Source organism: Sorangium sp. So ce145, assembly GCF_051525985.1.
GTDB lineage: Bacteria > Myxococcota_A > Polyangia > Polyangiales > Polyangiaceae > Sorangium > Sorangium cellulosum_B.
Genome location: NZ_CP150315.1, coordinates 6,843,965 through 6,870,180 on the forward strand (window position 1 = coordinate 6,843,965; position 26,216 = coordinate 6,870,180).

Sequence of the window (26,216 nt, forward strand, 5' to 3'; positions counted from 1 at the left end):
TAGGTGTAGCTGCACCTGAACGGATGTCAAGCCGCGATCCTGGCCGCGATTTGACGGCCCCGGTCGAAACGGTGTAGATACACTGGTGATTGATTTTGCCCGCGCCGCCCAGATCATCGCGAGCCAGTGCGCCCTCGTGCGTGTCCGCCGTGCGTCGCGCGCGCTGACGCGGCTCTACGACGAGAGCCTGCGCGCGGTGGGGCTCCAGTCGACGCAGCTCACGATGCTCGCCGCGGTCGCGACGTGCGGCGACGAGGGCGTGCAGCTCAGCGCGCTCGCGGACGGGCTCGTCATGGATCGCACGACGCTCACGAGGAACCTCGTGCCGCTCGAGAAGGCGGGCCTGCTCCGCGTGGCGCGGGCGCCCGACGACGCGCGCGTCCGCATCATCTCCCTCACGCGCCAGGGCGAGCGCGCCATCGAGGCGGCGTTCCCGCTGTGGGAGCGGACGCAGAAGCACGTCCGCGAGCAGCTCGGCGAGAGCAGGGCCGACGCGCTCCGCGAGGAGCTCGGCCGCGTCGTGGCCCTGGCCACGCGGTCCGAGAAGGCGCCAGCGCACGAGCGGACCGAGCAAAAGTCGCGGCCGGGCAAGCGCAAGGCGAAGTGACGATCACCGGCGGCGCGATGAGCACGGCGAAGCGCCGATGGAGCGCCGTACGACGGGCGCTCAGCGCGCCTTGAAGGCCTGGAAGAAGACGTCGGCCTGCGAGTGCGTCTTACCCGAGATCGGGTCCGCGGGGTTCCTAGGCTCCGTGATGAGATTGCGCAGGTCTCCCCAGGCCGAATAGAGCCTCTGCCGCTCCGACGTGACGTCGAGATACTCGCCGAGGTTGTAACAGGGCACGACGACCCGATCGAAGTTCGTCGTCGGGAAGTTGTTACCGACAGGCACGTCCAGCGGGATGTTCGTCGGCGAGAGGCGGAAGGAGGTATCCGTGACCTGTTGCCTGTCGCCGTCACCGAAGGATTCCCCGTATTCGAACGAGCTCGCCATCTCCACGTCAACGGACCTGTCGCGGTTCTGCGTATAGTAAACGATGTGCACGTCGCTCGGGCGCTCGCCGATGGTCACGGCCGGGAGCACGTGATGGATGTCCTCACCGGCCGTGGAGGTGACGGGGATCGGCGACGTCCACGTCCGCCCGCGGTCGTCCGAGCGAATGAGGAAGATGTTCGAGCCCGATCCCGCTTCGCCCAAGATCTCGCTGGTGGAGGCCGACCAGGCCAGGTAGACGATACCGCGGCGCACCGCGAGCGTCGGCTGAACGATGAGGCGCGAGGCGTGCACGTAGGTGGGCAGACCGAACCGCCCCCTGCGGCGCGGCCCGTCGGTGATGGCCAGGCGGGGACCCCCGTCGTTGCCGCAATCGATGAGCTCGCCAGGCTGGACCACGGGCAGGAGGGTCGGGTCCGGGGCTCCCGCGAGATTGAACTCCACAAACTCGAACGTCTCGCCGGCGTCATGGGACACCAGCATGCGAATGAAATCGGCGTCCGAACCGCTGTACTGAAGGAATGGTAGGTAGAGCGTGCCGTCGTGGGGATCCACGACGGGGTTCGTGAACTGGATCGCGTTCTGCGGCAGCGTGGGATCCGGGTTCGCTTCGGGGGCGAAGACGACCTTGGATGTCCAGGTCTCACCGCCGTCGGTCGAGCGCGCGAAGCGGAGCTCGGTCCGGACGGGCGCCTCCGGGGGCTGGTAGCTGGTCCAGGTCACGTAGAGGTTGTCTCGGCGCCGGCGCACCGGGTCGGGGCCCACGGCCAGCCAGCTCTTGTCGGCGCCGTTGTCCTGGGCCACGAACACCGCCTCGCTCCATGTTCGGCCGCCGTCGGTCGACCTGTTGGCCTGCACGCCCAGCTGGCCCTCCGCGTCCGCGGTGAGCCCGGAGAAATGGAAGACCCCACGGCGATCCTCGCGCACGACCGGATCACCGAGCGTGGTCGTGCTCCCGGGCAGCGGAGGAATGAAGCCGCTCTTCCAGGTCACGCCGCCGTCGTTCGAGGTCGAGAAGCCGGAGAAGAACACGGTCTCGGGCACGATGGTGTTGTCGACAAGAACAGGCGTCACGCCCGCGGACGTGTTGTAGGCAACTACGATATTGTGGTCATGCGAGGCGATCGAGGTCTCGCTCTGGGTCACGAGGACGAAGGGGCGTGTCGGCGGTTTGGTGCGAAACGTAATAATCTTGTCGAGCGCCGGATCGTTGACCTGAACGTTCTCTCCGATCGTCCGGATCGGCGGCGTGTCTTCCGACCAGAGGGCCATCGGTCGCTCGGCGATCGTCGCCGGCGCGCGGTCTTCGAGCGTCGCGGGCGCGCCCAGGCTCGCGGCGCGAGTCGACAGCGCGACTCCGCTCTTCACCACGCCGCCGAGCGCGCGATCGTGGCCCTCGGCGAGCGGCGCCAGGTCGAGCTCCGGTCCTTGCGAGCACGCCGGGAGCGCGGGAAGGGCAGCGAAGAGTGGTGCAACATAAACGATGTTCGCTCGTAAGGAACGCATTCTACCTCCTTGGGCTGGGCGCGCCGTCGAGCACACGCTCGCGCTCGCGCTCATCGCCCGCGTCGAAGCGGCAACGCGGAGCTGCCGCCCAATAGAGCGTTCCGCGGCAATCTGCGCTCAGCAATGGCTCCTCGTCCGGCCGAGCGATCGCGAGCTCGCGGAAAGCCCTGCTTACTACTCCGTACGGCGGAGTCGCGCAACTCACAGAACACGCGATGTCCATCTTCGACTCGGACGCCCGCTGAAGCGCGGACGCTCCTGGAGGGTCGCTGCGCAGGGATGAACCGACTGAAGATCTCGTCGCGCCGGATCATCAACGCTGCGACGCCGAGCACCTCCAGCGTCGAGGTGACCGCGACGTCGAGGCGACCACCTTGGCGCCGCCCGGCTTGGCCGCTTGGGCGGGGCTCGGCGGCGGGCGGGCATGGTCCCTCGACGGCTGCCGCCGGTCGACCGGCGGGACGGCGCGGCGCGCCGGCGTCCCGCCCCGGGCTGTTGTCACGGCGTGGCGCGCGGTCGGGCTCGTCGGCCCGGCCGTATCGTGTACGCTCCGGCCTGAGCGAGGCGCACCCCATGAACGCAAGCGACCGACGCGCCCCCGGACCGAGCGCCGGCGAGGCCATCACGGGCCTCCTGCACGCCGCCCAGGAGGGCCAGAGGGACGCCGCGGACGCCCTCCTCCGCGCCGTCTATGCCGAGCTGAAGACGATCGCCCTGGCCCGCGTCCGCCACCTCCGCGCCGGGCAGACCCTCGGCCCCACCGCGCTCGTCCACGAGGCGTACGAGAAGCTCTTCCGGGAGGGCGAGGCCCGCTTCCAGAGCCGCGCCCATTTCTTCGGCGCCGCCTCCCAGGCCATGCGCGATCTCCTCGTCGATTACGCGCGCCACAAGGCCGCCCGGAAGCGGGGCGGCGATCAGGTGCGCGCCCCCGAGGAGGACCTCCACGAGCTGCCCCTCGCGCTCGATCTCCCCGTCGAGGACCTCCTCGCCCTCGACGAGGCCCTGCGCAAGATGAGCCAGGAGCACCCGCGCAAGGCCGAGATCGTGATGCTGCGCTATTTCGCGGGCCTGACCGAGGACGAGATCGCCGAGCTCTCGGGCGTGACGACGCGCACGGTCGAGCGCGACTGGCGCTTCGCCAAGGCGTGGCTCTACCGGGCGCTCCATGGCGGAGATGAGCCCGCCCCTTGATCCGAGCGAGGTAGAGGCGCTCTTCGAGGCGGCGCTCGAGGAGCGCCACGAGCACCGCCGCGCGTTCCTGGAGGCGCGGTGCGCGGGCCGCCCGGAGCTCCTCCGGGAGGTGTGGAGCCTGCTCCGGAGCGACGGCGCCTTACCGGATGGGTTCTTGAAGGGCGCCGCCGTCGCCCTCCCCGGCCGCGACGAACCGCTGAGCCCCGGCGCGCGCATCGGGCGGTTCACGGTGCTCGCCAAGGCGGGCCAGGGCGGGATGGGCGTCGTCTACGCGGCCTACGACGCGGAGCTCGACCGCCGCGTCGCCCTCAAGCTCATCGCGCCGGGGAGGTTCGATCCCGACGACCGGGCCCGCCTCGTGCGCGAGGCGCAGGTGATGGCCAGGCTCTCGCATCCCAACGTCGTCCCCATCTACGAGATCGGCGAGCACGAGCGGGGCGTGTTCGTGGCGATGGAGTTCGTCGACGGCCGGACGCTCGGCGACCTGCGCGGCGAGCAGCCCCGCGCGTGGGAGGCCGCGCTCGCCGCGGGGATCCAGGCGGGCCGCGGCCTCGCGGCGGCGCACCAGGAGGGGCTCGTCCACCGCGACGTCAAGCCGGACAACATCCTGATCGGCAAGGACGGTCGGGCGCGCATCGCCGATTTCGGGCTCGCGCGCCTCCATGTCGAGGAGGACCGGCCCCTCTCCAGCGGGGGCCCCGGAGCCGAGATCCCCGGGGAGGACGCGCTCCGCGCGCCGCTCACGGTCGGGGGCGCGTTCATGGGGACACCGGCGTACATGGCACCCGAGCAGGCCGAGCGGAGACCGGCGACGGCGAGGAGCGATCAGTGGAGCTTCTGCGCGACGCTCTACGAGGCGATCTACGGGGAGCCGCCGTTCGAGGGCGACGACGTCCGAGCGCGGCTCGACGGGGCGCGGCGCGATCTCCTGAGGCCGGCGCCGGCCGGCTCGAAGGTGCCCGCGCGAGTCCGGGGCGCGCTCGCGCGCGGGCTCCGCGCGCGGCCGGAGGAGCGATGGCCGAGGCTCGACGATCTGCTGGGCGTCCTCGCCGACGAGCTGGCGAGGAGCTCCGAGTTCGATCTCACGGTCTCCAGGCGCGAGCGCATCCGCTTCGGCCTCCTGATCGGCGCCCTCGGCGTCGTGATGGCGACGGTGGGTATCGGCCGCGTCGTCCCGGTGGTCCGCCCCGTGGACCTCTTCGCCATGGGCTGCGTCACGGCGCTCGCGGGGCTCACGCTGCTCCGCGTCTTCCGCCGCCCTCTCTCGAAGAGCGCGGTGAACCGGCGGATCGGCCACGTGGTGAAGGTGCTGCTCGTCGCGATGCTCCTTCATCGGGCGCTCGCCGTGATCACGGACGAGCCCGTGGAGCGCGCGCTCGCGACGAACCTGCTCCTCTTCGCGGCCGTCCACGCGACCGCCGCGCCGAGCCTGCCGAGGGCGAGCTGGCTAGCCGCCGCGCTGTGCGCGGCGTGCGCGACGGCCGCCGCGGTCTTCCCGGAGCACGCCGCCGCAATCTACGTCACGGGCGTGCTGGGCTCGCTGACGATCGCCATCGTGGTGTGGCACCTCGAGTAGCGCGCTGTCGCCTGTCCCTGGTCGATTCTCGACGTCCGGCGCGTGCTGGAATCCAACGAGAGGATCGTCGGCCGAGCGCCTGACCTCGATCATGAGCCCGCGATGAAGCTGTCCTGGTAGCCCGGGTCCTCCACCGCGAGCGCGGCCGCGGTGGCCGAGAGCGGGCGGGTCGTGTCGAGCATGACCGCGAGCTCGCTCGTCTCGCGGGCCCCGAGGCTCGCCTCGTACGCGCCGGGGTGCGGCCCGTGCGGGACGCCGGCCGGATGGTGCGAGATGCTGCCGGGGCCGACGCCGCGGCGTGAGGTGAAGTTGCCGCGGCAATAGAACAGGAACTCGTCGCAATCGACCGACGCGTGGGGATACGGGCAGGGGATCGCCTCCGGGTGGAAGTCGGTCGGGCGCGGCACGAAGCTGCAGACGAGGGCGCCGCGCGCGGCGAACGTCCCGTGCCAGTCCGGAGGCAGGTGCACGAGCCCGACGCGCGCCTGGAAGCGCAGGATCGGGAACGCGAACGGGTACACCGCCCCGTCCCAGCCCACGACGTCGAGCGGCGAGCGCTCGAGGGTGAAGCCGTGGAAGGCGCCGCCGCGCTTCACGACGAGCGCGCGGATGCCCTCGTCGAGCGGGCCGACGAACGTGGGCCGCCGGAAATCGCGGTGCGAGTACGGCGCGTCCATGCGCAGCTGGCCGACCTCGTTGCGCCACTTGCGCGGGAGGTGGATGTCCGCGGCCTCGATCGAGAGCCACCGCTGGGGCGCTGCGTCCGGCAGGAAGCGGTAGAAGAGCCCCTTCGGGATGACGACGTAATCGTCCTGCTCGAAGCGGACATCGCCGAGCATCGTGCGCAGGACGCCGCCCCCGTGGAAGACGAAGAACAGCTCGTCGGCGTCCGCGTTCGCGAAGTACACCGGATCGGCCGCGTCCGGCTGGACGAGCCCGATCACCACGTCGTCGTTGAACAGCAGCGGCACGCGGCAGTCGACGGCGGGCCCGCCCCGCCGCGGCAGATCCTGCGACCGGTAGTGCCGCTTCGCCAGCGGGCGCGCCGGCGCGGCGACCGGCAGCGCGAAGCCGTGCGCTGCCTCCGCGAGCCGGTGCTCGTGCGGCCGGCGCTCGTGGTAAGCGATCGTGTAGGGGCCGTCGAAGCCCGCCCGCGTCAGGCACTCCTCGTAGCGGAGATCCCCCGCCTCGCTCCGGAAGGCGATGTGGTGCTTGGGCGGGACGATCCCGGCGACGACGCGATCGAGCATCAGCCGTGCCCCGCCTTCTGCTGCCGCTCGATGCTCTCGAACAGCGCCCGGAAATTGCCGGCGCCGAAGCCGCGATCCCCCTTGCGCTGGATGAGCTCGAAGAAGAACGGCCCGGCGTCGGGATCGCGGTGCGTGCCCGACGACTCCTTGAGGAAGATCTGGAGGAGGTACGACCTCGCGCCGTCGCCGTCGACGAGCACCTCGAGCTCGCGCAGCGCCGCCGCGTCCTCGTCGATCTGCCCGATGCCGAGCCGCTGCAGGCGCTCGGGCAGCATGTCGTAATAGGCGCCCGGGGTCGGCATGAACTCCACGCCCCGGCCGCGCATCGCGCGCACGGCGGCGAGGATGTCCTCCACGGCGAGCGCCACGTGCTGCACGCCGTCGCCGCGGTGCTCCTCGTTGAAGACGTTGATCTGCGAGCTCTTGAAGTGCGGCCGGTAAGGCTCGTTGTTCGCGAACTTCACGCCCGAGGCCGGGTCCCACATCACGGCCGAGCGCAGGCCCGAGCCGTGATTGGCGTCCTTCGCGACGTCGTTCGTGTGGAACGCGATCTGCCAGAACGGCTCGAGCCCGAGCACGTGCTCCATCCAGAGCAGGGCGGGCGCCATCGTCTGGAAGTTCGAGGTGATGTGATCGAACCGGGTGAGCCCGAAGCGGTTCTCGCCGCCGCGCGGCGTGTCGTAGGCCACGCAGCCGGGGAACAGCGCCCTGTATCCGCGCCGCTCCACGAAGCGGAAGGTGGTGTCGCCGAACGGCGTCGTGATCGAGAACGACGCGAAGGTGCCGCCCTCGTCCGTCGCCCGGTGGATCTCGTCGATCGGCGTGCCCCCGCGGCCGTCGAGCAGCCGGAAGGCGCGATCGATGTCCTCCACCTCAAAGATGACCGTGCCCACGCCGTCGGGGTGCTTGCGCAGGTAGCGCCACGCCCGCCCCCCCTCGCCGGCGGGCTGCGAGCAGACGACGACGCACTCGCCGGCCTGGAAGACGACCGACTGCTGCGCCGCCGCCGCGGTGAGCTCCGGTGAGCTCGCGGCGATCTCCTGGAAATCGAGCTTCTCCGTGTAGAACCTGCGGCTCCGCTCCAGGTCGCGCACGTAGTAGTGCAGCGCCTCCACGCGCTTGATGCCGATCGACTCCACCTTGGCGCTCATCCGGGTACCACCCGCTGCGCGATGCGCCCGAACAGGCTCTCTCCCGCGCGATTCAGCATCTCGATCATGATCGTGTCTCCTGGCTTCATGAAAGGCGTCCTGGCCGCCCCGTCCGAGAGGATCTCGAGCATGCGCTTCTCGGCCAGGCACGACACGCCGCGCGCCGGATCCCGGTTCGAGACGGTGCCGCTGCCGAGGAGCGTCCCCGCCGTGAAGCTGCGCGTCCGGGCGATGTGCTCGATCAGCTCGAAGAACGAGAAGTGCATCTCCGGGCCGGCCTCGGGATCACCGATGAGCGCGCCGTTGTAGGTCGAGCGGAGCCGCAGGTGGACGCGCCCGTCGCGGAGCGCGTCCCCGAGCTCGTCCGGCGTGATCGCGAACGGCGAGAACGCTGTGGCGGGCTTGGAGCAGAAGAACCCGAACCCCTTCGCGAGCTCGGCCGGCACGAGGTTGCGCAGCGTCACGTCGTTGGCCAGCAGGAAGAGGCGGATGTGCCGGTGGCCCTCTTCGCGGCGCGTTCCCTGCGGGGTGTCGCCGAGGACGGCGCAGACCTCGGCCTCGAAATCGAGGCCCCAGGCCTCGTCGCGCAGGACGATGTCGTCGGTCGGGCCGAGGAGGACGCCGGAGCCGCCCTGGTACACGAGCGGATCGGTCGTCAGCGTCTCGGGGGGCTCGGCGCCGCGCGCCTTGCGCACGAGCACGATGTGGTGGATGTACGCCGAGCCGTCGACCCACTCGTAGGCGCGCGGAAGCGGCGCGGCGAGATCTTCCACGGCGAGCGGGGTCACCGCCGCGCCGCCCCGCTCGATCTCGTCGGCGATGCGGCGGAGCGCGGGCTCGGCGCGCTCCCAGTCGTCGAGCGCGGCCTGGAGCGTGGGGAAGGCCTCGCCGGCAGGCGCGTAGGCGAGGCCGTCGCGACGGACGACGACGAGCGTGCCGTCGCGGCCGGGGCCGCGGAGAGAGGCGAGCTTCATGCGCGTGCGAGCTCCCCGTGGCGCCCCGGCAGTGGCTTCGTCTCCGCGGGACGAGCAGGAGCCCCGTCGCGCCTGCCAGGGCTCGTCCTCGTTTGCGCGCTGTGCACCGGGTTGCCGGTTGAACGGATCCGCATGAACACCGGATTGGATGGTTTCACGGCGCCCCACGATCTCGCGCGGCGCGCCATGGAGGTGATTGCAACGATTTCGTACCCGATCCCTCTGGCTCGCGGCATAGGCATACGCGCCTATGCCGCGGATCGTGGGCCGTGGGCGCGAACCCCCGTCTTGGAGATCACTTTTGCAGCTGGACGCCGAGGAACAGGGCGTTCCCCTTCGCCCCTGACAGATCGCTTCTTTGATAGCCGAGCGCGACACGCGCGGCGTGCCCCTCGATGATGTAGCCCATCTGGGCATCGATGAGCGTATAGGCGTCGGCGTTCTTCGGCTTCGCTTGCTGCAGTCGGACCAGAGGCTGCAACTTCCCGACGCCGACGTTGCTCGGCGTGAGGTAGCTCGCGAGCGCAAAATAAGAATAGTCGAACCTCTCGAAGTCGCCGAAGTACTTGTAGAATGCGCCCTCGAGCGTGATGGTGCCCGCCGCGCCGACGTTCTTCTCGAACAGGAGGTCGGCGTTGACCTCGCCGTAGGTGTCCTTGCGCGGGATGCCCGCGGGCTCGCCTGCCGCGGGGGGCGGCAGCGATTCGACCGAACCTTCCTTCTGCACCTCACCCGCCACGCCGAGCGCGAGGATGCTCTTCTCCCCGAGGTACGTGGCCTTCTGGTAATAGGCTGGCTCCGGGTCGAGCAAGCTCACGTTGAGCCTCGCCGTGTAAAGCGGGCTCACCGAGGAGTCATGCAGGTTGAAAGCCCCCACGTAATACTTGAACAGGCCGCCCGCTGCCTTGCCCCAGGTGGTCACCCCATCGTTGCGCCCGAAAGGCCCCTGTCTCGGCCCGATCGGCGGCGCATAGGGCTCGAAGAATCCCGGGTAGTTCCACGGCCCCATCGACCACGGCCCGGAGAAGGCGGAGCGATCCGACGGCACGATCATCCGACCGATCCAGACGTTCAGCAGATCATGGAACTGGAACTTGGCGATGACGTCACGGATGGTCGCGCTTCCCGTGATGTTGCCCCCGGTCGGGGTCGGCCCGAACTGAGCGACGATCGCGCCCTGCAGGCCGATGAACCGGTTGATCTCGCCCGAGACCATCAGATCCAGCTCTCCGTCCCCGAGCAGCCGGTCCATCTTCTCGCGCGCGCCGGGGTTCTGTAGGCGACCTCCGACGCGGGCCCAGGCCGCGACGCTGATCGGCTTCTTCCATGGCTCCTTCTCCGCCGGTGGTGCCGTCGAAGCTGCACCGGGCCCGGGAGCGCTCTCGGGCGCCGGCGCGCCGGCCTGGGCTTCCGCAGCCGGCGCTGGCGCCGCGCTCGCGTCTCCAGCGGGGGCCGCGCTGGTCGGAGTTTCGCCCGGGGGCGCCGGCGGCGCCTCGGGCGGCGGTTGTGCCTCTGCCGAGCGATGGAAGGAAGTGATGCCGAGGATGACGGCCAAGATCCCTGCGCCGACATCGCCCCGGCGTGTCGCCGCTCTCGTCTGTGTGCTCATGCGTTCTCCGTGTCAGGCCATCCGAGGCCTTGAAGATCCCAGCCGCTCGCGTCCCCTAGCCGATCTCGTACACCGTGAGCCGCACCCGGTCGGCCAGCCGCTCGCCCACGGACAGGGCCAGCACGGCGTTCAGCCGCAGGAGGCCTGGCGCCGAGGTGCGCATACGGATGGCCGTGCGGAAGTAGTAGAGCCCGGGGTCCACCGCCTCGCCGCGCCCGAGCGCCGCCAGCACCTCCGGCGGCCCGGTGCGGACGCCTTCGGAGAGGATCTCCACTGTTCCATGGCCGGCGATGTCGAGGATGTAGTGGGCGGAGATGTCCATTCGCCCGTCGGCCCAGATCGTCTGCCAGTCGCCGCCCGGCAGCACCCGCCCCTCGAGGCCGCCGGCCACCGTGCCGCCGACAATCGGGATGAAGCGCCGGCCGGGCGAGCTCGGATTGATGGTGACCGGCGGGTCCACCGCCACCTCGAGCGTCATCAAAGGGATGAGGGGAGGGCTCACGCGCGGGGCTCCGAGGCGCGCTTCAGCCCGGTCAGCACCTTGTAGCGGGCGGCGATGGCCTCCAGCTCGCCCGGGGCGAAGACGTCCTCGATACGGTCGAATCCGTCGGGCGCGCGGTCCTGGGCCATCTGCATGCACTGCTCCGGACCGTTGCCGCGATTGGCCGCGACGATGGCGGCGGTGGCGGGCAGGCGCTGCGCCTCGTACGCGGCCAGCGCTTCCACGGGATCGACGTGGGCGGCGAGCGCGCGGACCAAGGCGCGGGCGTCCAGGATGGCCTGGCTCGCCCCGTTGGAGCCGATGGGATACATCGGATGGGCGGCGTCCCCCAGCAGCGTCATGCGCCCATGGCTCCAGCGCGGCAGCGGATCGCGGTCGACCAGCGGGAACTCGTAGATCGCCTCGGCGCCCCGGATCAGGCCGGGCACATCCAGCCAGTCGAAGCGCCAGGCCTCGAACCTGGGCAGGAAGTCGGCGGGATCGCCCCGCCGGTTCCAGTCCTCCCGTCGCAGGCTCTCGGCGACGGTGAGCTCGGCGATCCAGTTGATCGTCTGGCGGCCGTCCGGCCCCGGTGGGGAGATGGGATATGCGACGAACTTCTGGTCCTGATGCCCGGCCATGATCATGCTGGCGCCGGTGAGGAAGGGCGCCGCCAGGCTGGTCGCCCGCCACAGGATGCGGCCGCCATAGACCGGCGGCCCCTCGTCCGGATAGAGGCCGGCGCGCGCCGCCGAATGGATGCCGTCGGCGCAGATCAGGAGATCGGCTGGAACCGTCCAGACCACGCCCTCACGGTCGACGAAGCGCGCCACGATGCGGCCCTCGCCCTCTTCGTGGGCCAGGAGGCGCCGGTCGCAGATCACCCGGCCCGCGCCCAGCCGCTCGACGGCGGCGTCGAACAGCACGCCTTGCAGGGCGCCGCGGTGCAGGGAGATCTGCGGCGCGGCGTGACCCGCGAAGCGACCGCGCGGCTCGCCCCAGATGCGCTGGCCGAAGCGGTTGAAATAGACAAGCTCCCGGGTCGCCACCCCGTGGGCCATCAAGGCCTCGACAAGGCCCAGCTCGTCCAGCACCTCGGCGGCGTGGGGCAGGAGGTTGATGCCGACCCCGAGCGGCAGGATGGTGGGCACGGCCTCGAACACCGTCACCTCATGGCCCGAGGCGTGCAACGCCAGAGCTGCGGCCAGGCCGCCGATCCCGGCGCCCGCGACGATTACCTGCATGAGTCCTCCCGCAGACATGCGGCATGACGCCGCACCTCGTTGAAGCCGCCGCCGAGCGGGCGAAGCGCGCGACGAACAGCGCCGCCAGCGCCAGCAGCAGCCAGTCCTCTCGAACGATCCAGCGGGCGGCGACCCTCGGGACCGCGCAGGCCGGAGGCCCCGCCGCCCGGACGGCGCCCGGCGCGCGGCCGGGCGCGGATCACCTCCGCCCTTTGCTCATTCAGCGGCATAACGTCCACGAATGGTCATCACCGCCGCGGCCACCCCGGCCGACAGGACCACGGGCACCATGGCCATGGCCACGCCCGCGGGGCCCCAGCCCTGCCCCAGCAGGTGGCCCGCCACCAGCGGCCCGCCGATGGAGCCGAGGCGGCCGGCGGCGATGGAGGCCCCTGTGGCCAGCCCGCGCGCCCGCGCCGGGTAATAGAGCGGGATGACGCCATAGAGCGAATATTGCGCGCCCAGCAAGAAGAACCCCGCCAGGCCGGCCAGCACCAGCACCGGAAGCAGGCTGTTGGCCCCCGCCAGCCCGAACAGCGACAGGGCCAGGGCGGGATAGGCCGCGATGATGGGAAGGCGCGGTCCGAGACGGTCCACCAGCAATCCGATGACCCAGCAGCCGACGACGCTGCCGGCATTGAACGCGAAGGCCGCACCAGCACCCCCCGTTCCGCCCAGGCCCTTGGCCGCCACCAGCGACGGCAGCCAGTTCAGCAGCAGATACAGCACCAGCAGCGTCAGGCCGAAGGTGAACCAGGCCAGCAGCGTGACCAGCAGCCGGCCATGGCCGAACAGCGCCTGCCCCCCGCCTGGCTGCTGGGCGCCGCTGGCCGCTGCCGCGCGGCTGTCGGGCATCAGCCGCGCCATGACCGGCAGCAGCAGCAGCGGCAGCACGCCGCCGGCCACGAAGATGCTCTGCCAGCCGAACCGCGCAAGGAAGCCGGCCGCGAACAGCGCCGCCAGCGCGCCGCCGGCCGGCATGCCGCTGAACATCAACGTGGTGGTGCGGGTCCGCCGGTCGGCCGGCGCGATCTCCAGGGCGATGGCCACGAGGGTGGGCATCGCCGCCCCCAGCCCTGTCCCAGCCAGGAGCCGGTAGATGCCCAGCGACACCGGTCCTCCCGCCACCACGGTGGCCAGCGTGAACAGGCCAAAAACGCCGACGGCCAGCATCAGCAGCGGCTTCCGGCCCATGCGGTCGGCCATCCAGCCGCCGGCCAGCGCGCCGCAGACCAGCCCGACCATGCCGGCCCCGAACACGACGCCCGCCTGCCCCGGCGTCAGGCCCAGGGCGGGGATCAGCAGGGGGGCGGCCACGCCGACGGCCTGGATGTCGAACCCTTCCAGCAACGCGATGAAGAAGCACAGCGACAGGGTGACGGCGCCGCGCGGCGCGTGGGGGGGCGATGCGCCCATGGGGAAACCTCCCGTTTCCGTCCCGTTGCCCGGGATGGTTACAGCTGGCCGCAGCCGAAAAGATGCGGTGATTGAACGTGACTGGCGGACCGTGACGGACCCGGCCCGATGCAGGTGACTGCAACGACTTCGTACCCGAGCCCTCCGGCTCGAGGCATAGGCATACCCGCCTATGCCTCGAGGCGAGCCGTTGTCAGGTGACAGGATTTTTGCTGCCGCGATGGGGGTCGGGGCGGAGGGGGCGCGGCGGCCGCAGCATCGTTGGCGCGCATCCTCGTCGAGAGCGTGGAGCGGTGCTCTCTGGATCCACTCTCGCTCTTGCGCCGACTCGCGGCCAGCGTCCCGCTCTGGCCGATAGCCTCTCTTGGGGAGGAGAACAGCGCAAGTGACCTGACGAGGTCAGCGACCAGGAAAGGAACAGAAGGATGAATCACACAGTGTGTGGGTGCATGGGCGGACAATGCCAGGACGGCCTGCCGGTGTGCCGCGGCGCGCGGTGGTCCGGGTGGCGCAGCGCCGACAGCGGCCGTCGTCCGGCGGTTCGCGGAGCCGAGCCAGGGCTGAGCTCGACCAGCGGCTCCGCTGCCTGTCGATGCGTCACGGGGTCATCGAGGCTGACACCGTGAGGAGCTCTTGCTCTACGCTCCTCCCGATGCCTAGCGACGCTCCTGCTGATCTCCACTCGCTCGCCTTCACCTGCAGCGTCGACCCGCTGCTCTTGCTCGATGGAAGCGGTCGGATCCTGACGCTGAACGCCGCCGCCGAGCGCCTCTCCTCCACGCCCGCGGCGACGGCGCTGGGAAGGCCCGTCGATGAGGTCCTGCGGCCCGATGCGCCCCTCGGCGCGCTGCTCGATCAGGTGCTCCGCGATCGCGCCCCGCGCGCCCTGCCGCCCGACTTCACGCTCCACCTCGCGAACGAGCGCGTCGTCCTCGCCGAAGGCAGCCTCAGCCCGCTCGTCGACCCCGCCGGCGCGTGCGCCGCCGTGCTCCTCGCGCTGCGCGACGTGACCGAGCAACGCCGGGCCGAGCGGGCGGCGTGCGAGCAGGGAGCGCGCCTGCGCGCGGCCGTCGAGGCGCTCGACGTCGGCTTCGTCATCTACGATGCCGAGGAGCGGCTCCGCTACTTCAACACGGCTTACAAATCGCTCTACCCCGAATGTGCCGACGCCCTTCAGATGGGCAATACGTTCGAAGATGTCGTCCGCGAGGGCTGCCGGCACGGGATCCACCTCCACAGCGGCCTCGGCGAAGAGGAGTGGGTCGCCGCGCGCCTCGCGGAGCATCGCCGGCCCGGGGACGTCTTCGTGCGGCGGTTCGGGGACCGCTGGATCACCCTGAAGAGCGGGCGCCTCCCCGACGGCAGCTTCGTCGGCCTGCGGATCGACACCACCGCGCTCAAGGAGGCAGAGCTCGCCCTCGAGCGCGAGCGGCAGTTCATCCGCCTCGTGCTCGACACCATCCCGATCGTCGTCACGGTCAAGGATCGGGACGGCAAGATGAAGCTCGTCAGCAAGAGCTACGCCGAGCTGTACAACACCACGGCGGAGGACGCGGTGGGAAAGACCGTTGACGATCTGCCGCGCTCCCACGCCGAGCTCTCCGTCATCGGCGAGATGGACCGGGAGGTGCTCGCGCGCATGCAGCCTGTCTCGCGGGTTCACCCCGTCACGCGCCCGAACAGCAAGACGCGGTGGATGTCCGTCGTCAAGGTGCCTCTCGTCGAGCAGGACGGCACGGCGCACATCCTCGCCATTGGAACCGACATCACGGCGCAACGGGAGCACGAGGAGCACATGACCGCCACCATCGCCGAGCTCGAGCGGCAGAAGCAGGCCATCGCCGGTCAGCTCGCGGTCATCCAGCGCCAGCAAGCGCTCATCCGCGCGCTGTCCACGCCCATCCTCCAGGTCGCCGAGGGCGTGCTCGCCGTGCCCCTCATCGGCGCGCTCGACGACGCCCGCGCGGCCGACGTCACCAGCAAGCTCCTCGACGAGGTCGTGCGCACAGGCGCTCGCTTCGCCATCATCGACGTCACGGGCATCGAGAGCGTCGACGCCGCGACGGCCGACCACCTCGTCCGCATCGTCCGCGCGATCCGCCTGCTCGGCGCGAGCGGCGTCCTCACCGGCATCGGGCCCGCCGTCGCCCAATCCATGTGCGGCATCGGGGTCGACCTCTCCGGCGTCACCACACACGGCAACCTCCGCGCCGGCATCGAGGTCTGCCTCCGCGCGCTGCCCGGTAGGCGCTGAGCGATGCCCGCGCTTCCCGTCCTCCGCGCAGGCGGCGAGGAGAGGAGCGGAATGGAGCGTTCACGGCGGCACGAGCACCGCTGCCCCGGACATGCGGCCGTTCCGCAGATCGTCGAGCGCCTCGTTCGCCGCAGCCAGCGGATAGACGTTCACCTCCGTCCGCACCGGCACCCGCGGCGCGAGCGCGAGGAACTCCTCGCCGTCGCGGCGCGTCAGGTTCGCCACCGACCGCAGCACCCGCTCGCCCCACAGGATCGAATAGGGGAACGAGGGGATGTCGCTCATGTGGATTCCCCCGCAGACCACGGCGCCGCCCTTGCGTACGGCGCGCAGCGCGGCCGGCACCAGCTCGCCGGCCGGGGCGAAGATCAGCGCCGCGTCGAGCTCCTCGGGGGGCGCTTCGAAGGAAGCGCCCGCCCACTCGGCCCCCATCGACAGCGCGAACGCGCGCGCAGCGTCGTCCCCCGGCCGGACGAACCCGAAGACGCGCCGGCCCTCGAAGCGGGCGACCTGCGCCACGAGGTGGGCGGCGGCGCCGAACCCGTAGATGCCAATCCGCTCCGCGTCCCCCGCCAGACGCAGCGTCCTGTACCCGATGAGCCCGGCGCAGAGCAGCGGCGCGGCCGAGAGGTCCGGGAAGCCGTCGGGGATCGGGAAGCAGAAGCGCGCGTCCGCGACCGCGAGCTCCGCATACCCGCCGTCGATCTGGTACCCGGTAAAGCGCGCCCGGTCGCAGAGGTTTTCCCGTCCTGCACGGCAATACGCGCACACGCCGCAGGTCCAGCCGAGCCAGGGCACGCCGACGCGAGCGCCCCTCGCGAACCGCGGCCCGTCGCCGGGCGGGGGCACCTCCTCGAGGACCTCGCCCACGATCTGGTGCCCGGGCACGAGCGGCAGCCTGGGGTCCGGCAGCTCGCCGTCGACCACGTGCAGATCGGTGCGGCACACGGCGCAGGCGCGCACGCGGAGCAGCACCTCGCCGGGCCCAGGCCGCGGAGCGGGCCGATCCTCCAGCACGAGCGGGCTCTTCGGGGCTCTCAGGACGAGGGCGCGCATGGCTCCGCGCCCAGTATATTGCGGCCCGCGCACCCGTCCCGCGCGTGAGCCCATGAGATCGCCGCCCCGGCGCAGAGGGTGTCGCCGTCCACGCCGGGACCGCTGTACGGGCCGGGCTCTCCCACCCCTTCTCGCGGGTCGTCTCGAGCAGGTCCAGCACGGCTGCCTCGTTTCGATAGCAATGCACGCCGAGCGTCGCCCCTCGGACCGGCGCTCCGGAGGAGCCCCGCCGGCCGTGCCCTCTCCCTCGCGCTCGAGGGTACCCGCGGTCCCGCCGATAGGAGTTGACACTGGGCATGTGAGCGTTCACAATCTACGCCAGCGGGTATCCTTTCGCTTCCCCCGCTGGAGGGGTCGCCACGCGCGCCGAGACCTTGATGTCCCGATTCACATCGGCATCGATTCGCTCGGTCGTCGCGGAGGCGAGTAACGGTCAGCTCAATCAAATTGCCCGTGGCTGGAATCGCAGTCCTGGCCAGCAGCAACCTTTGTACAGCAGCGATCACGGCTGCGGTTCATGTGTTGACATAGCGTCGCTTTATCAGAGATGTCTCCCTCTCCCCGCCCCTGACGCGCGGCGCTGTCATGTTGAAACCCGGCCGCCTGAAGGGGCCATCCATGCTGCGCTCTTGAGAGGTTGAACCAGGAACGGGTGAGATGTTCCATGCGGATTGCAACTCCTCTCGAAGGGCGAGCTCGGAGCAGTGGATTCGGACGAGCGAGCCTCGCTCCGTCGACGCCTCCGCCCTCCGACGCGGTCTCCGCGGCCGGCGCGCAGGTCGCGCCGCTCGACTTCGCCGAGGTGTACGAGGAGCTCTTTCCCCTGGTCTTTCGGACCGTGCGCCGCCTCGTCGTGGACGCCTCCGCGCGCGAGGACGTGTGTCAGGAGGTGTTCGCCGTCGTGCACCGGCGGCTGCCGGAGTTCCGGGGCCGCTCGTCGCTGAAGACGTGGGTTTTCGGGATCGTGGTCAACGTCGTGCAGGCGCACCGGAGGTCGCAGCGCCGCCAGAGCCCGGCCCACCGCGGGACAGGGGAGATCGTGGATCCCGAGCAGCTCGCGGGGCCGAGCAACCTCAGCCCCTACGAGGCCATGAAGAGGGCGGAGGCCGCGCGTGTGGTGCACAACCTCCTGGCGTCGCTCGACGAGGAGAAGCGCGTGGTGCTCCTCCTCGCCGAGCTGGAAGAGCTTCCGGCGTCGGAGATCGCGCAGGGGATCGGGGTGAACGTCAACACCGTGTATGCGCGGCTGAGGGCCGCTCGACAGGCGTTCTCCGACGCGGTGCAGCGCCACCACGCCAGGATCCGAGGAGGCCGCCATGGATGAGCCGGGGGCTGGCGGATGGGCGCTCATGAACGCCCTTCGCGACGCGGACGAGCCGACGGACGAGGACAGGCGGTGGATGCGCGCGACCGGGGAAGGGGCGCTCTGGCCGAGCGCAGGTCGAGCGGGCGCTCGCCCGACGCCGCTCGCCGCCAACCCTGGATTCATACGACCCGCCGCGATCTTCACGGCCATGCCCGCACCCGGTCGATTTGATCACAAAAACCGCGCCGTCCGGTCACAAGACGGAACTGCCGATTCCACACGCGGGAGCCGACAATGAACTTCAGACTGAACCGAGTGTTCGCGAGTCCCTGGATCGCCGCCGGGGGATGCCTCCTGAGCATCTCGTGCACTGGCGACCTCGGGGACGATGGCTCTCCGGAGCAGACTCCGGGGCAGACCCCGGATCAGGGTGCCGCCGTCGCTGTAGACAGGATGCCTCTCCACCACATGACAGCGTCGGAGTACAACTCCACCGTCGCCCACCTCCTGGGAACGAGCCTGCGGCCCGCGGACGGATTCCCGGCGTTCGGCGCGAAGGGCTTCGACGCAAACGTAAATGCGCTCTCGAACCTCTCGCAGGTCCTGGTGCAGGGGTATTACGACGCCGCCAGGACGCTCGCCGAGGATGCGTTTTCGAACGAGGCGCAGCGCGCCAAGATCCTCGTGTGCGACCTGGCGGAGGGCGCGGACGACGGGTGTGCGCGCGAGATCATCGAGCGCTTCGGGCTGCGCGCGTTCCGGCGCCCGCTCGAGGCGGCGGAGGTCGACCGGTACGCGGCGCAGTACGACGACGCGCGGACCACCCTCGAGATGTCCCCCGTCGAGGCGGCGCAGCACGTCGTCCGGACCGTGCTCACGTCGCCGCATTTCCTCCTCCGGATCGAGCTGGGCCCCGACTCGGCGAGATCGCCGGGCGCCCTCAACGGCTACGAGGTCGCGTCGCGCCTCTCGTACCTGCTCTGGAGCTCGCTCCCGGACGACGAGCTCTTCGACGCGGCGGAGGACGATCAGCTGGCCACCGAGGGCGAGCTCGAGCAGCAGGTGGACCGCATGCTGGCCGACCCGAAGAGCGCCGCCTTCTTCCAGAACTTCTACGGGCAGTGGCTCGGCACCCGCACGCTCCCCAGCCACAACGCCGACACGAGCCAGTTCCCGAACTGGGACGATGAGCTGAAGGGCGCGATGCTCGACCAGGTCAACGAGTACTTCGCCGGCTTCACGACCGGCGGGCGGCCGTGGTCCGAGTTCCTCACGGCGCCCCACCCGGAGAGCCGGCTGATCGAGCCGCTCTATGCGAACGACCCCGAGGGCGTGCGCGAGGGGTTCCTCACGCTCCCAGCGTTCCTCACGCTGTCGTCCCGCGCCGACCGGACCTCTCCCACGTCCCGCGCGAAGACGATCTTGGAGCAGCTCTTCTGCGCGCCCATGGTGCCTCCCGCCAACGTGGATATCCCGGAGCTCGGCGCCGCGGACGGGGAGGCGGGCGGCGTCACCAACGTGCGCAAGGAGCTCGAGAAGCACCGCGCGTCGCCCGACTGCGCGGGCTGCCACGACGTGCTCGACCCGATCGGGCTGAGCCTCGAGAACTTCGACCCGATCGGCGCCTACCGGACCCAGTACCCGAACGGCGACCCGATCGACGCGACGGGGGTCTACGAGGGCGAGGCGTTCGAGGACATCTCCGGCCTCGTGCCGGCGCTCGTGGAGGCCGCGCGGGCGGGGACGTGCCCCTCCGAGCAGCTCTTCAGCTATGCCCTGCGCCGGCGCCCGAGCGCCGGGGACAGGACCAGGATCAAGGAGATCGCCGCGCGCTGGGGCGGCGGCACGATCGCGGATCTGGCGAAGCAGGTGGTGACCAGCGAGGCGTTCCGCCTTCGAGCGAAGGACAAGGCGCGGTGAGGCTGCACGCGTTGTTTCTGCACAGGACGAGGCACGAAGGAGCGATGCGCACATGAAACGCTTGATGACACGCAGAAATTTGTTGCGCGGCGCCGGCGTCTGCCTGGCGCTGCCGTTCCTCGAGAGCCTCGCGCCCCGCAGCGCGCGCGGCGGGGAGCCCGGCACTCCGAAGCGCTTCTTGCTCTGCACCTTCCCGAACGGGGCGCCCCATCACTGGTGGGAGACGGCCCCGGCGTTCGGAAAGACGCTGAAGGGCGCCGATTTCAAGCTGCCGAGGGTGCTCGAGCACTTCGCGCCGGTGAAGTCGAAGATGCTCATGATAAGCCGCCTCGGCAACTACACGTGGAGCACGGAGCAGCACCCCTACATCGAGCCTTCCCACTCGCGCCTCGGCGCGGCGCTCTCGACCTGCGTGGACGCCGATCAGCTGGGGAGGGAGGCGCGCCAGGACCTCGGCGAGTGGGTGGGCAACGGCGTCTCGGTCGACCAGCTCATCGTCCAGAAGGCAGGGCCGGAGCAGGCGACCCGCATCCCGTCGCTGCAGACGGGGCTCGGCGTCAAGCCCGGGTTCTTCGACCAGCGCAGCTACGCCTACAACCAGGTCCTCTCCTGGAAGAGCCCGCGCGAGCCGCTGAAGCGCTCGGTCAACCCGAAGGCGGTGTTCGACGCGCTCGTCGGCGCGGGCGCGGTGGGGTCCGTCCCAGGACAGAGCGACGAGCAGGCCAGGATCGAGGCGGAGCGCCGCGCGGCGACGGAGAAGAGCGTCATCGACGGCGTGCTGGCGGACGCGAACTCGCTCATGAACCGGGTCGGCTCCGACGATCGCAAGATCGTCCAGCAATACCTGGACTCGCTGCGCGAGATCGAGAAGAACGCGACCCGCGTCCAGTCGACGATGAGCCCGCAGATGGGCCTCGGCTGCAGCCCGATCAGCCAGCCCGGCGTGGTCCCCGAGCCGCCGGGCCAGGCGGAGGGGCTCAACGAGAACGACAACACGGGGGCCGGCCCGTACAAGCACGAAGATCACGCGAAGGTCATGATCGACCTCATCGTCATGGCCATTCAATGCGACGTGACGCGCGTGATCACCCACATGCACGACGACATGCGCTCCGAGTTCGAGTATCGGTGCATCCCGGAGGACGTCCGCGCCAAGGTGGGACTCGCGTACAGGAGAGAGGCCAGCCTGCACTTCCACTCCTCCCAGCACGCCGCCGGCAACCTCGACCGCGCGACCCAGGACGGCAAGTACAAGATCATCGCGCAGAGCAACCTCGACTACGCGGCGATCAACTGCTGGCTCAACCAGAAGAGCGCGCAGCTCGCGCAGCGGCTCGACGCGATCCCCGAGGGAGACGGCACGGTGCTCGATCACTGCGTCATGGTGCACATGAGCGAGATGCGGTCGCACGACCACGACGGGTACGACCTGCCCATCGTGCTCCTCGGCGGCGACGGCGTCTTCTTGAACGACGCGCACGTCGCCTACGGCGCCCTCGGCAGCGATCGCCAGCTCCGCGATCTGTGGTTCACCATCATGAACCAGTACTACGGCCTGGGCGTCTCGTCGTTCGGCGAGGATCGCCGGGGCGTGCCGAACGCGCTCCTCGAGGAGATCCTGCGGTAGCGCGGTGACCAGCTTGAGCTCACCTCGGCTGGCGACCCGGCGCGCCATCCCGCGCCGCGGGTGACGATTTCTGAGAGGTGAGCCGGGGCTGGATCAACTCCGGGCACATGAAGACCTGGGCGCGATGCCCGCCAGGCCGGGCGAGCCTCTCTTGGCTGTCACTTTTTGCTCTGGGTGCGGCCGCGTGGGCCTGCTCTGGGACACCGCACGGCGGCTCCGGGAGCGGCGGAGCCCCCTCGACGGATCCTGTTGGCGCGGGCGGAGCGACGCCGGGCGGAGAGGCATCGGGCAGCGACGCCGCCTCCGGGGTGACGACGGGATCTGGAGGGGCCGGCGGCGCGCCGAGCCCGGGCGCGGGTGGCGGCGCGCCGAGCCCGGGCGCGGGCGGCGGCGCGCCGAGCGCGGGTGCGGGCGGCGGCGCCGGGACGGGCGGGCCGGGCGCCGTCGCGTTCGGGGCCTTCCCCGGCGCCGAGGGATTCGGGCGGATGGCCACCGGCGCCCGCGGCGGCGACGTTTACCATGTCACCAACCTGAACGATTCAGGGCCAGGCTCCCTCCGGGATGCCATCAGCCAGCCGAATCGCACCGTGGTGTTCGACGTCGGCGGCGTCATCAAGATCGACTCCCGCCTGGTGTTCAAGAATAACCAGACGATCGCCGGGCAAACAGCGCCGGGCGGCGGCATCACCGTCTACGGGAACGGCACGTCCTTCTCCGGCGCCTCGAACACGATCGTTCGCTACGTGCGGTTTCGCATGGGCAAGATCGGCGACTCCGGCAAGGACACCGTCACCATGGCCAGCGGGCACGACGTGATCTGGGACCATTGCTCGCTGAGCTGGGGGCGCGACGGCACCTTCGATCTGAACCGGGAGAGCGGGGCGGAGCTCTACAACATCACGCTTCAAGATTCGATCGTCGCACAGGGGCTCCAGACCCACAGCACGGGCGGCATCGTCAACACGACCGGCACGTCGATCATCCGGTCCTTGTACATCGACAACAATTCCCGCAACCCCAAGGCCCGCGGGACGCTGCAGTTCGTCAACAACGTCGTCTACAACTGGGTCACCTCGGGGTACATCCTGGGCGACACGAGCGGGCGCTCGGACGGGGTGATGGTCGGCAATTATCTGATCCCCGGCCCGGAGACGAAGGGCGGCACCCTGGACAGCCCCACGCCCGAGTACCACCTCCATGCCGCCGACAACTGGTACGACAGCAACAAGGACGGTGTCCTGAACGGCCGCCTGCTCGGCCAGGGGGACTTCGGCTCGGTGACGTGGGAGACTGCACCGAGCGTCGAGGTTCCCGACGTGCCCGCGATGAGCGCGGAGGACGCCTTCGACCACGTGATGAAGCACGCCGGGGCGTCTCTCTGGCGTGACCCGGTCGACGACTTCTTGATGGAAGAGCTCGCGTCCCTCGGGGCCGAGGGCGCCACGATCAGCGACGAGAAGAGCCTCGGCCTCCCCGGCACCGTTGGAGACATCCCGGGGGGCTCTGCGCCCGCGGACACGGATCAGGACGGGATGCCCGATGCGTGGGAGGTCTCCGCCTCGCTCGATCCTCACGACCCGGAGGATCGCAATGGCGACCGCAACGGCGACGGCTGGACGAACCTCGAGGAGTACATCAACTCCCTCGTCCCGTGACGCCTCGAGGACGCGCGCGCCTCGCCATGCTCCCTCAGAACGAGACCCCCAGGCTGAGCGTGCCCAGGGCTTGAGCGATGAGCGGAGCGGTTCGCTCCTCATCGACGGCGATGACGGGGCGCGGCAGGAGCGTGAGACAGGTGAGCTCGAGGCCGAGGCCCACGCTCGGATGAAAGAAGTACTGCACGCTCAGCCCCGCGTCCGCGGCGAAGCTGAAGAACTCCTCGCTGCGCCCCAGGAGCGGTGGCTCGACATGGCCGGTGGCCTGGAGGTGGTAGGCGCCGACGCCAAGGAGCGGCCCCCATTCCCAGTGAAGACCGGCGCCTGTTTGCCCGAGGTTCCAGCTGGCCCGGAGGAGCGCGAGCTCCTGGCGCACCCGGGCGGCGCCGCTTGCTGCACGGAACTCGGCGCCAAAGAGGGGACCACCGAGGAGCAGGCCGAGACGGAAGCGCTCGTCGAGGCGGGTGTGCGCCCCGATCTGCGCGCCGACGCCGCCGCCCACCGGAGGCGTGAAGAGCACGAGCCCTCCCGCGCGCACGTGAAAGCGGGGCGGCTCCCGGGAGAAGCGGAGCACCTCGGGGGCGGGCGGCTGGGCCTCGACGCCGAGCACATCCCGAGCGGGCGCCTGGCCCGAGCCCAGCTCGAGGAGGCTTGCGCGCAGGAGATCGACGGCGCGCACGGCGAGGAGCATCGGGCCATCGCTGGAGGGATCGATGAGGAGCTTTCGCGTGGTCGTCTTGCCGGTCACGCGATCCACGATGCACACCTCGGCCGCCGTGCCGCTCCCGTCGCGCCGCAGCGCAACAGCCGCAAAGGCCTCGCTCTCCTGCGCCTCTCGCTCGAGCTCCTCGGCCCCGGGCGATCGCGCGGCGCTCCCGAGCACGATGACCTCGAAGGACTGCAGCTCCAGCTCGGCGGAGAGCCGCCCGAAGGCCTCGAAGAGCGTGGCGTCGCGCGGGTCCGGTCGGACGACGAGCACGCGCTGCGCCCACGCCGGTCGAGGGCAGACGAGCAGCAGGAGCAGGACGAGGAGCGTTCGCGCCCGCCGGACCATGGATCAGGGCTGAGCGGCGAGCTGTCGAGCCGTCTTGGCGTGGACCCCGCTCGGATAGAGGCGCAGGTATTCTTGCGCCACCACGCGCGCGGCGGCCGGTCCTTCGAGGCTCTGGACCGCGCGCATCTTCCCCGCGAGCGCTTCGGCGGCGAAGGCGCCGCCCGGCGCCTCGCGAAGGGCCGTCTCGTACCAGGTCCTGGCGCGCGCGGCGGCGCCGCGGCTCTCGTGGAGGCGCCCGAGCAAGAAGGCCGCGCGGCTCCCCGCGGTCGATGCGTAGCGCGCGCGGAGGGCGAGCAGGGCCTGCTCGGCGAGCTCGTTCTGCCCCACGTAGCGAGCGGCGTCGGCCAGGGCGTTCAAGTCGGCGGCATCGCAGGAGGTGAGGCAGCTCTGCGTGCCCCGCGCCGCGGCTTCCTGGACGACGCGCCGGAACTCGCCCTGGGAAACGAGCTTGCTCCAGGGCGGTCTGGTGCTCGGCGGGGCGACCAGGGGCGCGGGGGGTTCAGCGGAGCTCGGCGCCGGGGGAGCAGCGGGCTCCGGCGGCGGTGCCGCGACCTCGGCGAGCTGTCCCTGCGCCACGGGAGGCGCGGGCTCGGGGCCTTGCGCCGCCGTGTCGGGGCCTTGCGCCGCCGTGTCGCTGACGTGCAGGGTCCTCGCCTGAGCGTCCCCCACGAAGCGCTGCCCCGCGCGCACGCTCACGGCGCCAGAGCCGGCGTAGCCCTCCACCTCGACCGCCCCCTCGCGCAGGATCACCTCGAGCCGCTCGCGGTCAGCGTCCCAGAGGAGCTCGAAGCGCGTGCCCACCACGCGGACCACGAAGGGACCCGCGACGAAGCGCCACTCGCTGTGTCCGGTGTGCGTGACCTCGGCTTCGACCCGGCCGCGCTCGACCGAGATGCGGGCGCCGCGCTCGTTGTTGGTCTCGTCGATACGAAGCCGCGTCCCTGACGCGGCCCGGATCCGCGTCTGATCGGAGAAGGTGATGGCGGCCGGGTGATCGACGGGTACGCGCACATAGCCGCTCTCGTTCACCGCGCCCTCGACGACGTAATCGAGACCTCGCTCCGTTCGCCAGAAGAAGAAAACGACCATCAGCACGCTCGCGGCGAGGGCGAGCGGAGCCACCCAGCGAACGACCACCCGCGCCTTGCTCGCGCGCGCCTGCGCCTCGTCGACGCGGCGCAGGAAGGCGGCGCGCGCCTCGCGGCGCTCCGGCTCGCTCAGCTGAGCGGCTCTCTGCAGGAGGGCCGCGACGGGATCGAGCTGTCGTTCGGGTTCGCTCATGGCCAAAGTCCTTCACACCGGGACAGGAACTCCTGGAGGGCTGGCTCGCGCGCCTTGAGCAAGAACGCGCGCGCGCTCTCGAGCTCACGGCGCACCGTCGACTCGGACACGCCGAGCGCCGCGGCCGTCTCGAGCATTTCGAGGCCTTGCACGTGGCGCAGCACGAAGGCCATGCGCCGGCGCGTGCTCAGCCTGTCGAGCACACGGTGGAGGGCGCTGAGCACCTCGCGATGCTCGAAGTCGACGCGCTCGAGGGCGCGCTCGGGGAGCTCTCCGCTCGGGGAAAGGCCCACCCAGCGGCGTATCTTGCGCTTCCGGATCTCGAGCGCTGCCTGCCGCGCCGCCATCGACGCAAGATAGCCACGGAGGGCCCCCCCGTCCTGGATGCGCGCGGCCCCCTGGATCAGGCCGAGAAAGACCTCCTGGACCAGATCTTCGAGGCTCGTATCGGGACCGAGGGCGCCATACAGCACACCTCGCACGAGACCCGAGTACCTGTCCCAGATGACGGCGAGGGCCTCTCGCTCTCCAGCGGCGGCGCCAGCGACCAAGCTCGCGTCCGACCGCCTGTCGGCGGGGAAGCGGGCCAAGGTGGGTCCGGGCGGCGGGGCGGAGCGCGTGGGTTGAGCCACTCTCTCCTAGTTACTTGGGGGCATCCCGAGCCTCCAGAA

The 26,216-nt window shown here is 70.7% G+C and carries 20 protein-coding genes; 8 read left to right on the forward strand and 12 right to left on the reverse strand.

Annotated features, from left to right (window positions below):
- Window positions 1-85 precede the first annotated feature (85 nt).
- Window positions 86-607, forward strand: coding sequence for a MarR family winged helix-turn-helix transcriptional regulator (locus WMF34_RS25170; protein WP_437989366.1), 522 nt, complete (start codon window positions 86-88; stop codon window positions 605-607).
- Window positions 608-667: 60 nt separating this feature from the next.
- Here the strand turns inward: WMF34_RS25170 and WMF34_RS25175 are convergent, their stop codons facing one another.
- Window positions 668-2,500 carry a sialidase family protein gene (locus tag WMF34_RS25175; protein WP_437989367.1) on the reverse strand — a complete coding sequence of 611 codons (1,833 nt, stop codon included), beginning with the start codon at window positions 2,498-2,500 and terminating at the stop codon, window positions 668-670.
- Window positions 2,501-3,073: 573 nt separating this feature from the next.
- Between WMF34_RS25175 and WMF34_RS25180 the strand changes: the two genes are divergently transcribed.
- Window positions 3,074-3,691 carry an ECF-type sigma factor gene (locus WMF34_RS25180; protein WP_437989368.1) on the forward strand — a complete coding sequence of 206 codons (618 nt, stop codon included), beginning with the start codon at window positions 3,074-3,076 and terminating at the stop codon, window positions 3,689-3,691.
- The gene (locus tag WMF34_RS25185; protein ID WP_437989369.1) at window positions 3,675-5,267 is read left to right on the forward strand and encodes a serine/threonine-protein kinase; all 1,593 of its coding nucleotides are present in this window, start codon (window positions 3,675-3,677) and stop codon (window positions 5,265-5,267) included. Before WMF34_RS25180 ends, WMF34_RS25185 begins: the two co-directional genes overlap by 17 nt.
- An 89-nt stretch (window positions 5,268-5,356) precedes the next feature.
- Here WMF34_RS25185 and WMF34_RS25190 read toward each other — a convergent pair whose 3' ends face one another.
- The 7 genes from WMF34_RS25190 to WMF34_RS25220 all read right to left on the reverse strand — a co-directional run bounded on the left by WMF34_RS25190 (window position 5,357) and on the right by WMF34_RS25220 (window position 13,392).
- The gene (locus WMF34_RS25190) at window positions 5,357-6,517 is read right to left on the reverse strand and encodes a homogentisate 1,2-dioxygenase (RefSeq protein ID WP_437989370.1); all 1,161 of its coding nucleotides are present in this window, start codon (window positions 6,515-6,517) and stop codon (window positions 5,357-5,359) included.
- Window positions 6,517-7,668: a 4-hydroxyphenylpyruvate dioxygenase family protein gene (locus tag WMF34_RS25195; RefSeq protein ID WP_437989371.1), complete on the reverse strand. Its 1,152-nt coding sequence runs from the start codon at window positions 7,666-7,668 to the stop codon at window positions 6,517-6,519. Before WMF34_RS25195 ends, WMF34_RS25190 begins: the two co-directional genes overlap by 1 nt.
- Window positions 7,665-8,642 (reverse strand): fumarylacetoacetate hydrolase family protein, encoded by a 978-nt coding sequence (locus WMF34_RS25200; protein ID WP_437989372.1) that lies wholly within the window; start codon window positions 8,640-8,642, stop codon window positions 7,665-7,667. The genes WMF34_RS25195 and WMF34_RS25200 overlap by 4 nt, the downstream gene beginning before the upstream one ends.
- 295 nt (window positions 8,643-8,937) lie before the next feature.
- A complete protein-coding gene (locus tag WMF34_RS25205) occupies window positions 8,938-10,251 on the reverse strand; it encodes a hypothetical protein (protein ID WP_437989373.1) in 1,314 nt (437 codons plus the stop codon).
- 55 nt (window positions 10,252-10,306) lie between these two features.
- Window positions 10,307-10,753, reverse strand: a complete 447-nt coding sequence (locus tag WMF34_RS25210) for a DUF3237 family protein (RefSeq protein ID WP_437989374.1) — start codon at window positions 10,751-10,753, stop codon at window positions 10,307-10,309.
- Window positions 10,750-11,976 carry a flavin-dependent oxidoreductase gene (locus tag WMF34_RS25215; protein WP_437989375.1) on the reverse strand — a complete coding sequence of 409 codons (1,227 nt, stop codon included), beginning with the start codon at window positions 11,974-11,976 and terminating at the stop codon, window positions 10,750-10,752. Before WMF34_RS25215 ends, WMF34_RS25210 begins: the two co-directional genes overlap by 4 nt.
- Before the next feature lie 216 nt (window positions 11,977-12,192).
- Window positions 12,193-13,392 carry an MFS transporter gene (locus tag WMF34_RS25220; protein WP_012237530.1) on the reverse strand — a complete coding sequence of 400 codons (1,200 nt, stop codon included), beginning with the start codon at window positions 13,390-13,392 and terminating at the stop codon, window positions 12,193-12,195.
- Window positions 13,393-14,044: 652 nt separating this feature from the next.
- Here WMF34_RS25220 and WMF34_RS25225 point away from each other — a divergent pair.
- Window positions 14,045-15,646: a PAS domain-containing protein gene (locus WMF34_RS25225; RefSeq protein WP_437989376.1), complete on the forward strand. Its 1,602-nt coding sequence runs from the start codon at window positions 14,045-14,047 to the stop codon at window positions 15,644-15,646.
- 60 nt (window positions 15,647-15,706) lie between these two features.
- On the opposite strand, the gene WMF34_RS25230 is transcribed toward WMF34_RS25225, so the two are convergent.
- The gene (locus tag WMF34_RS25230) at window positions 15,707-16,702 is read right to left on the reverse strand and encodes a zinc-dependent alcohol dehydrogenase family protein (protein ID WP_012237532.1); all 996 of its coding nucleotides are present in this window, start codon (window positions 16,700-16,702) and stop codon (window positions 15,707-15,709) included.
- A 664-nt stretch (window positions 16,703-17,366) separates the two neighbouring features.
- Between WMF34_RS25230 and WMF34_RS25235 the strand changes: the two genes are divergently transcribed.
- The 4 genes from WMF34_RS25235 (at window position 17,367) to WMF34_RS25250 (ending at window position 23,210) form a co-directional block, all read left to right on the forward strand.
- Window positions 17,367-18,026, forward strand: coding sequence for an RNA polymerase sigma factor (locus tag WMF34_RS25235; RefSeq protein ID WP_012237533.1), 660 nt, complete (start codon window positions 17,367-17,369; stop codon window positions 18,024-18,026).
- 450 nt (window positions 18,027-18,476) lie between these two features.
- Window positions 18,477-19,928 carry a DUF1592 domain-containing protein gene (locus WMF34_RS25240; protein ID WP_231864238.1) on the forward strand — a complete coding sequence of 484 codons (1,452 nt, stop codon included), beginning with the start codon at window positions 18,477-18,479 and terminating at the stop codon, window positions 19,926-19,928.
- Window positions 19,929-19,992: 64 nt separating this feature from the next.
- Entirely contained in the window at window positions 19,993-21,555 is a 1,563-nt protein-coding gene (locus tag WMF34_RS25245) for a DUF1552 domain-containing protein (protein ID WP_437989377.1), read from the forward strand.
- 308 nt (window positions 21,556-21,863) lie between these two features.
- Window positions 21,864-23,210 (forward strand): pectate lyase, encoded by a 1,347-nt coding sequence (locus WMF34_RS25250; RefSeq protein ID WP_437989378.1) that lies wholly within the window; start codon window positions 21,864-21,866, stop codon window positions 23,208-23,210.
- A gap of 34 nt (window positions 23,211-23,244) precedes the next feature.
- On the opposite strand, the gene WMF34_RS25255 is transcribed toward WMF34_RS25250, so the two are convergent.
- Genes WMF34_RS25255 through WMF34_RS25265 form a run of 3 tightly spaced genes read right to left on the reverse strand, consistent with a single transcriptional unit; the run spans window position 23,245 to window position 26,177 of the window.
- A complete protein-coding gene (locus WMF34_RS25255; protein WP_437989379.1) occupies window positions 23,245-24,264 on the reverse strand; it encodes a hypothetical protein in 1,020 nt (339 codons plus the stop codon).
- Between the two features lie 3 nt (window positions 24,265-24,267).
- Entirely contained in the window at window positions 24,268-25,545 is a 1,278-nt protein-coding gene (locus tag WMF34_RS25260) for a FecR domain-containing protein (RefSeq protein ID WP_437989380.1), read from the reverse strand.
- A complete protein-coding gene (locus WMF34_RS25265) occupies window positions 25,542-26,177 on the reverse strand; it encodes an RNA polymerase sigma factor (RefSeq protein ID WP_437989381.1) in 636 nt (211 codons plus the stop codon). The genes WMF34_RS25260 and WMF34_RS25265 overlap by 4 nt, the downstream gene beginning before the upstream one ends.
- Window positions 26,178-26,216 lie beyond the last annotated feature (39 nt).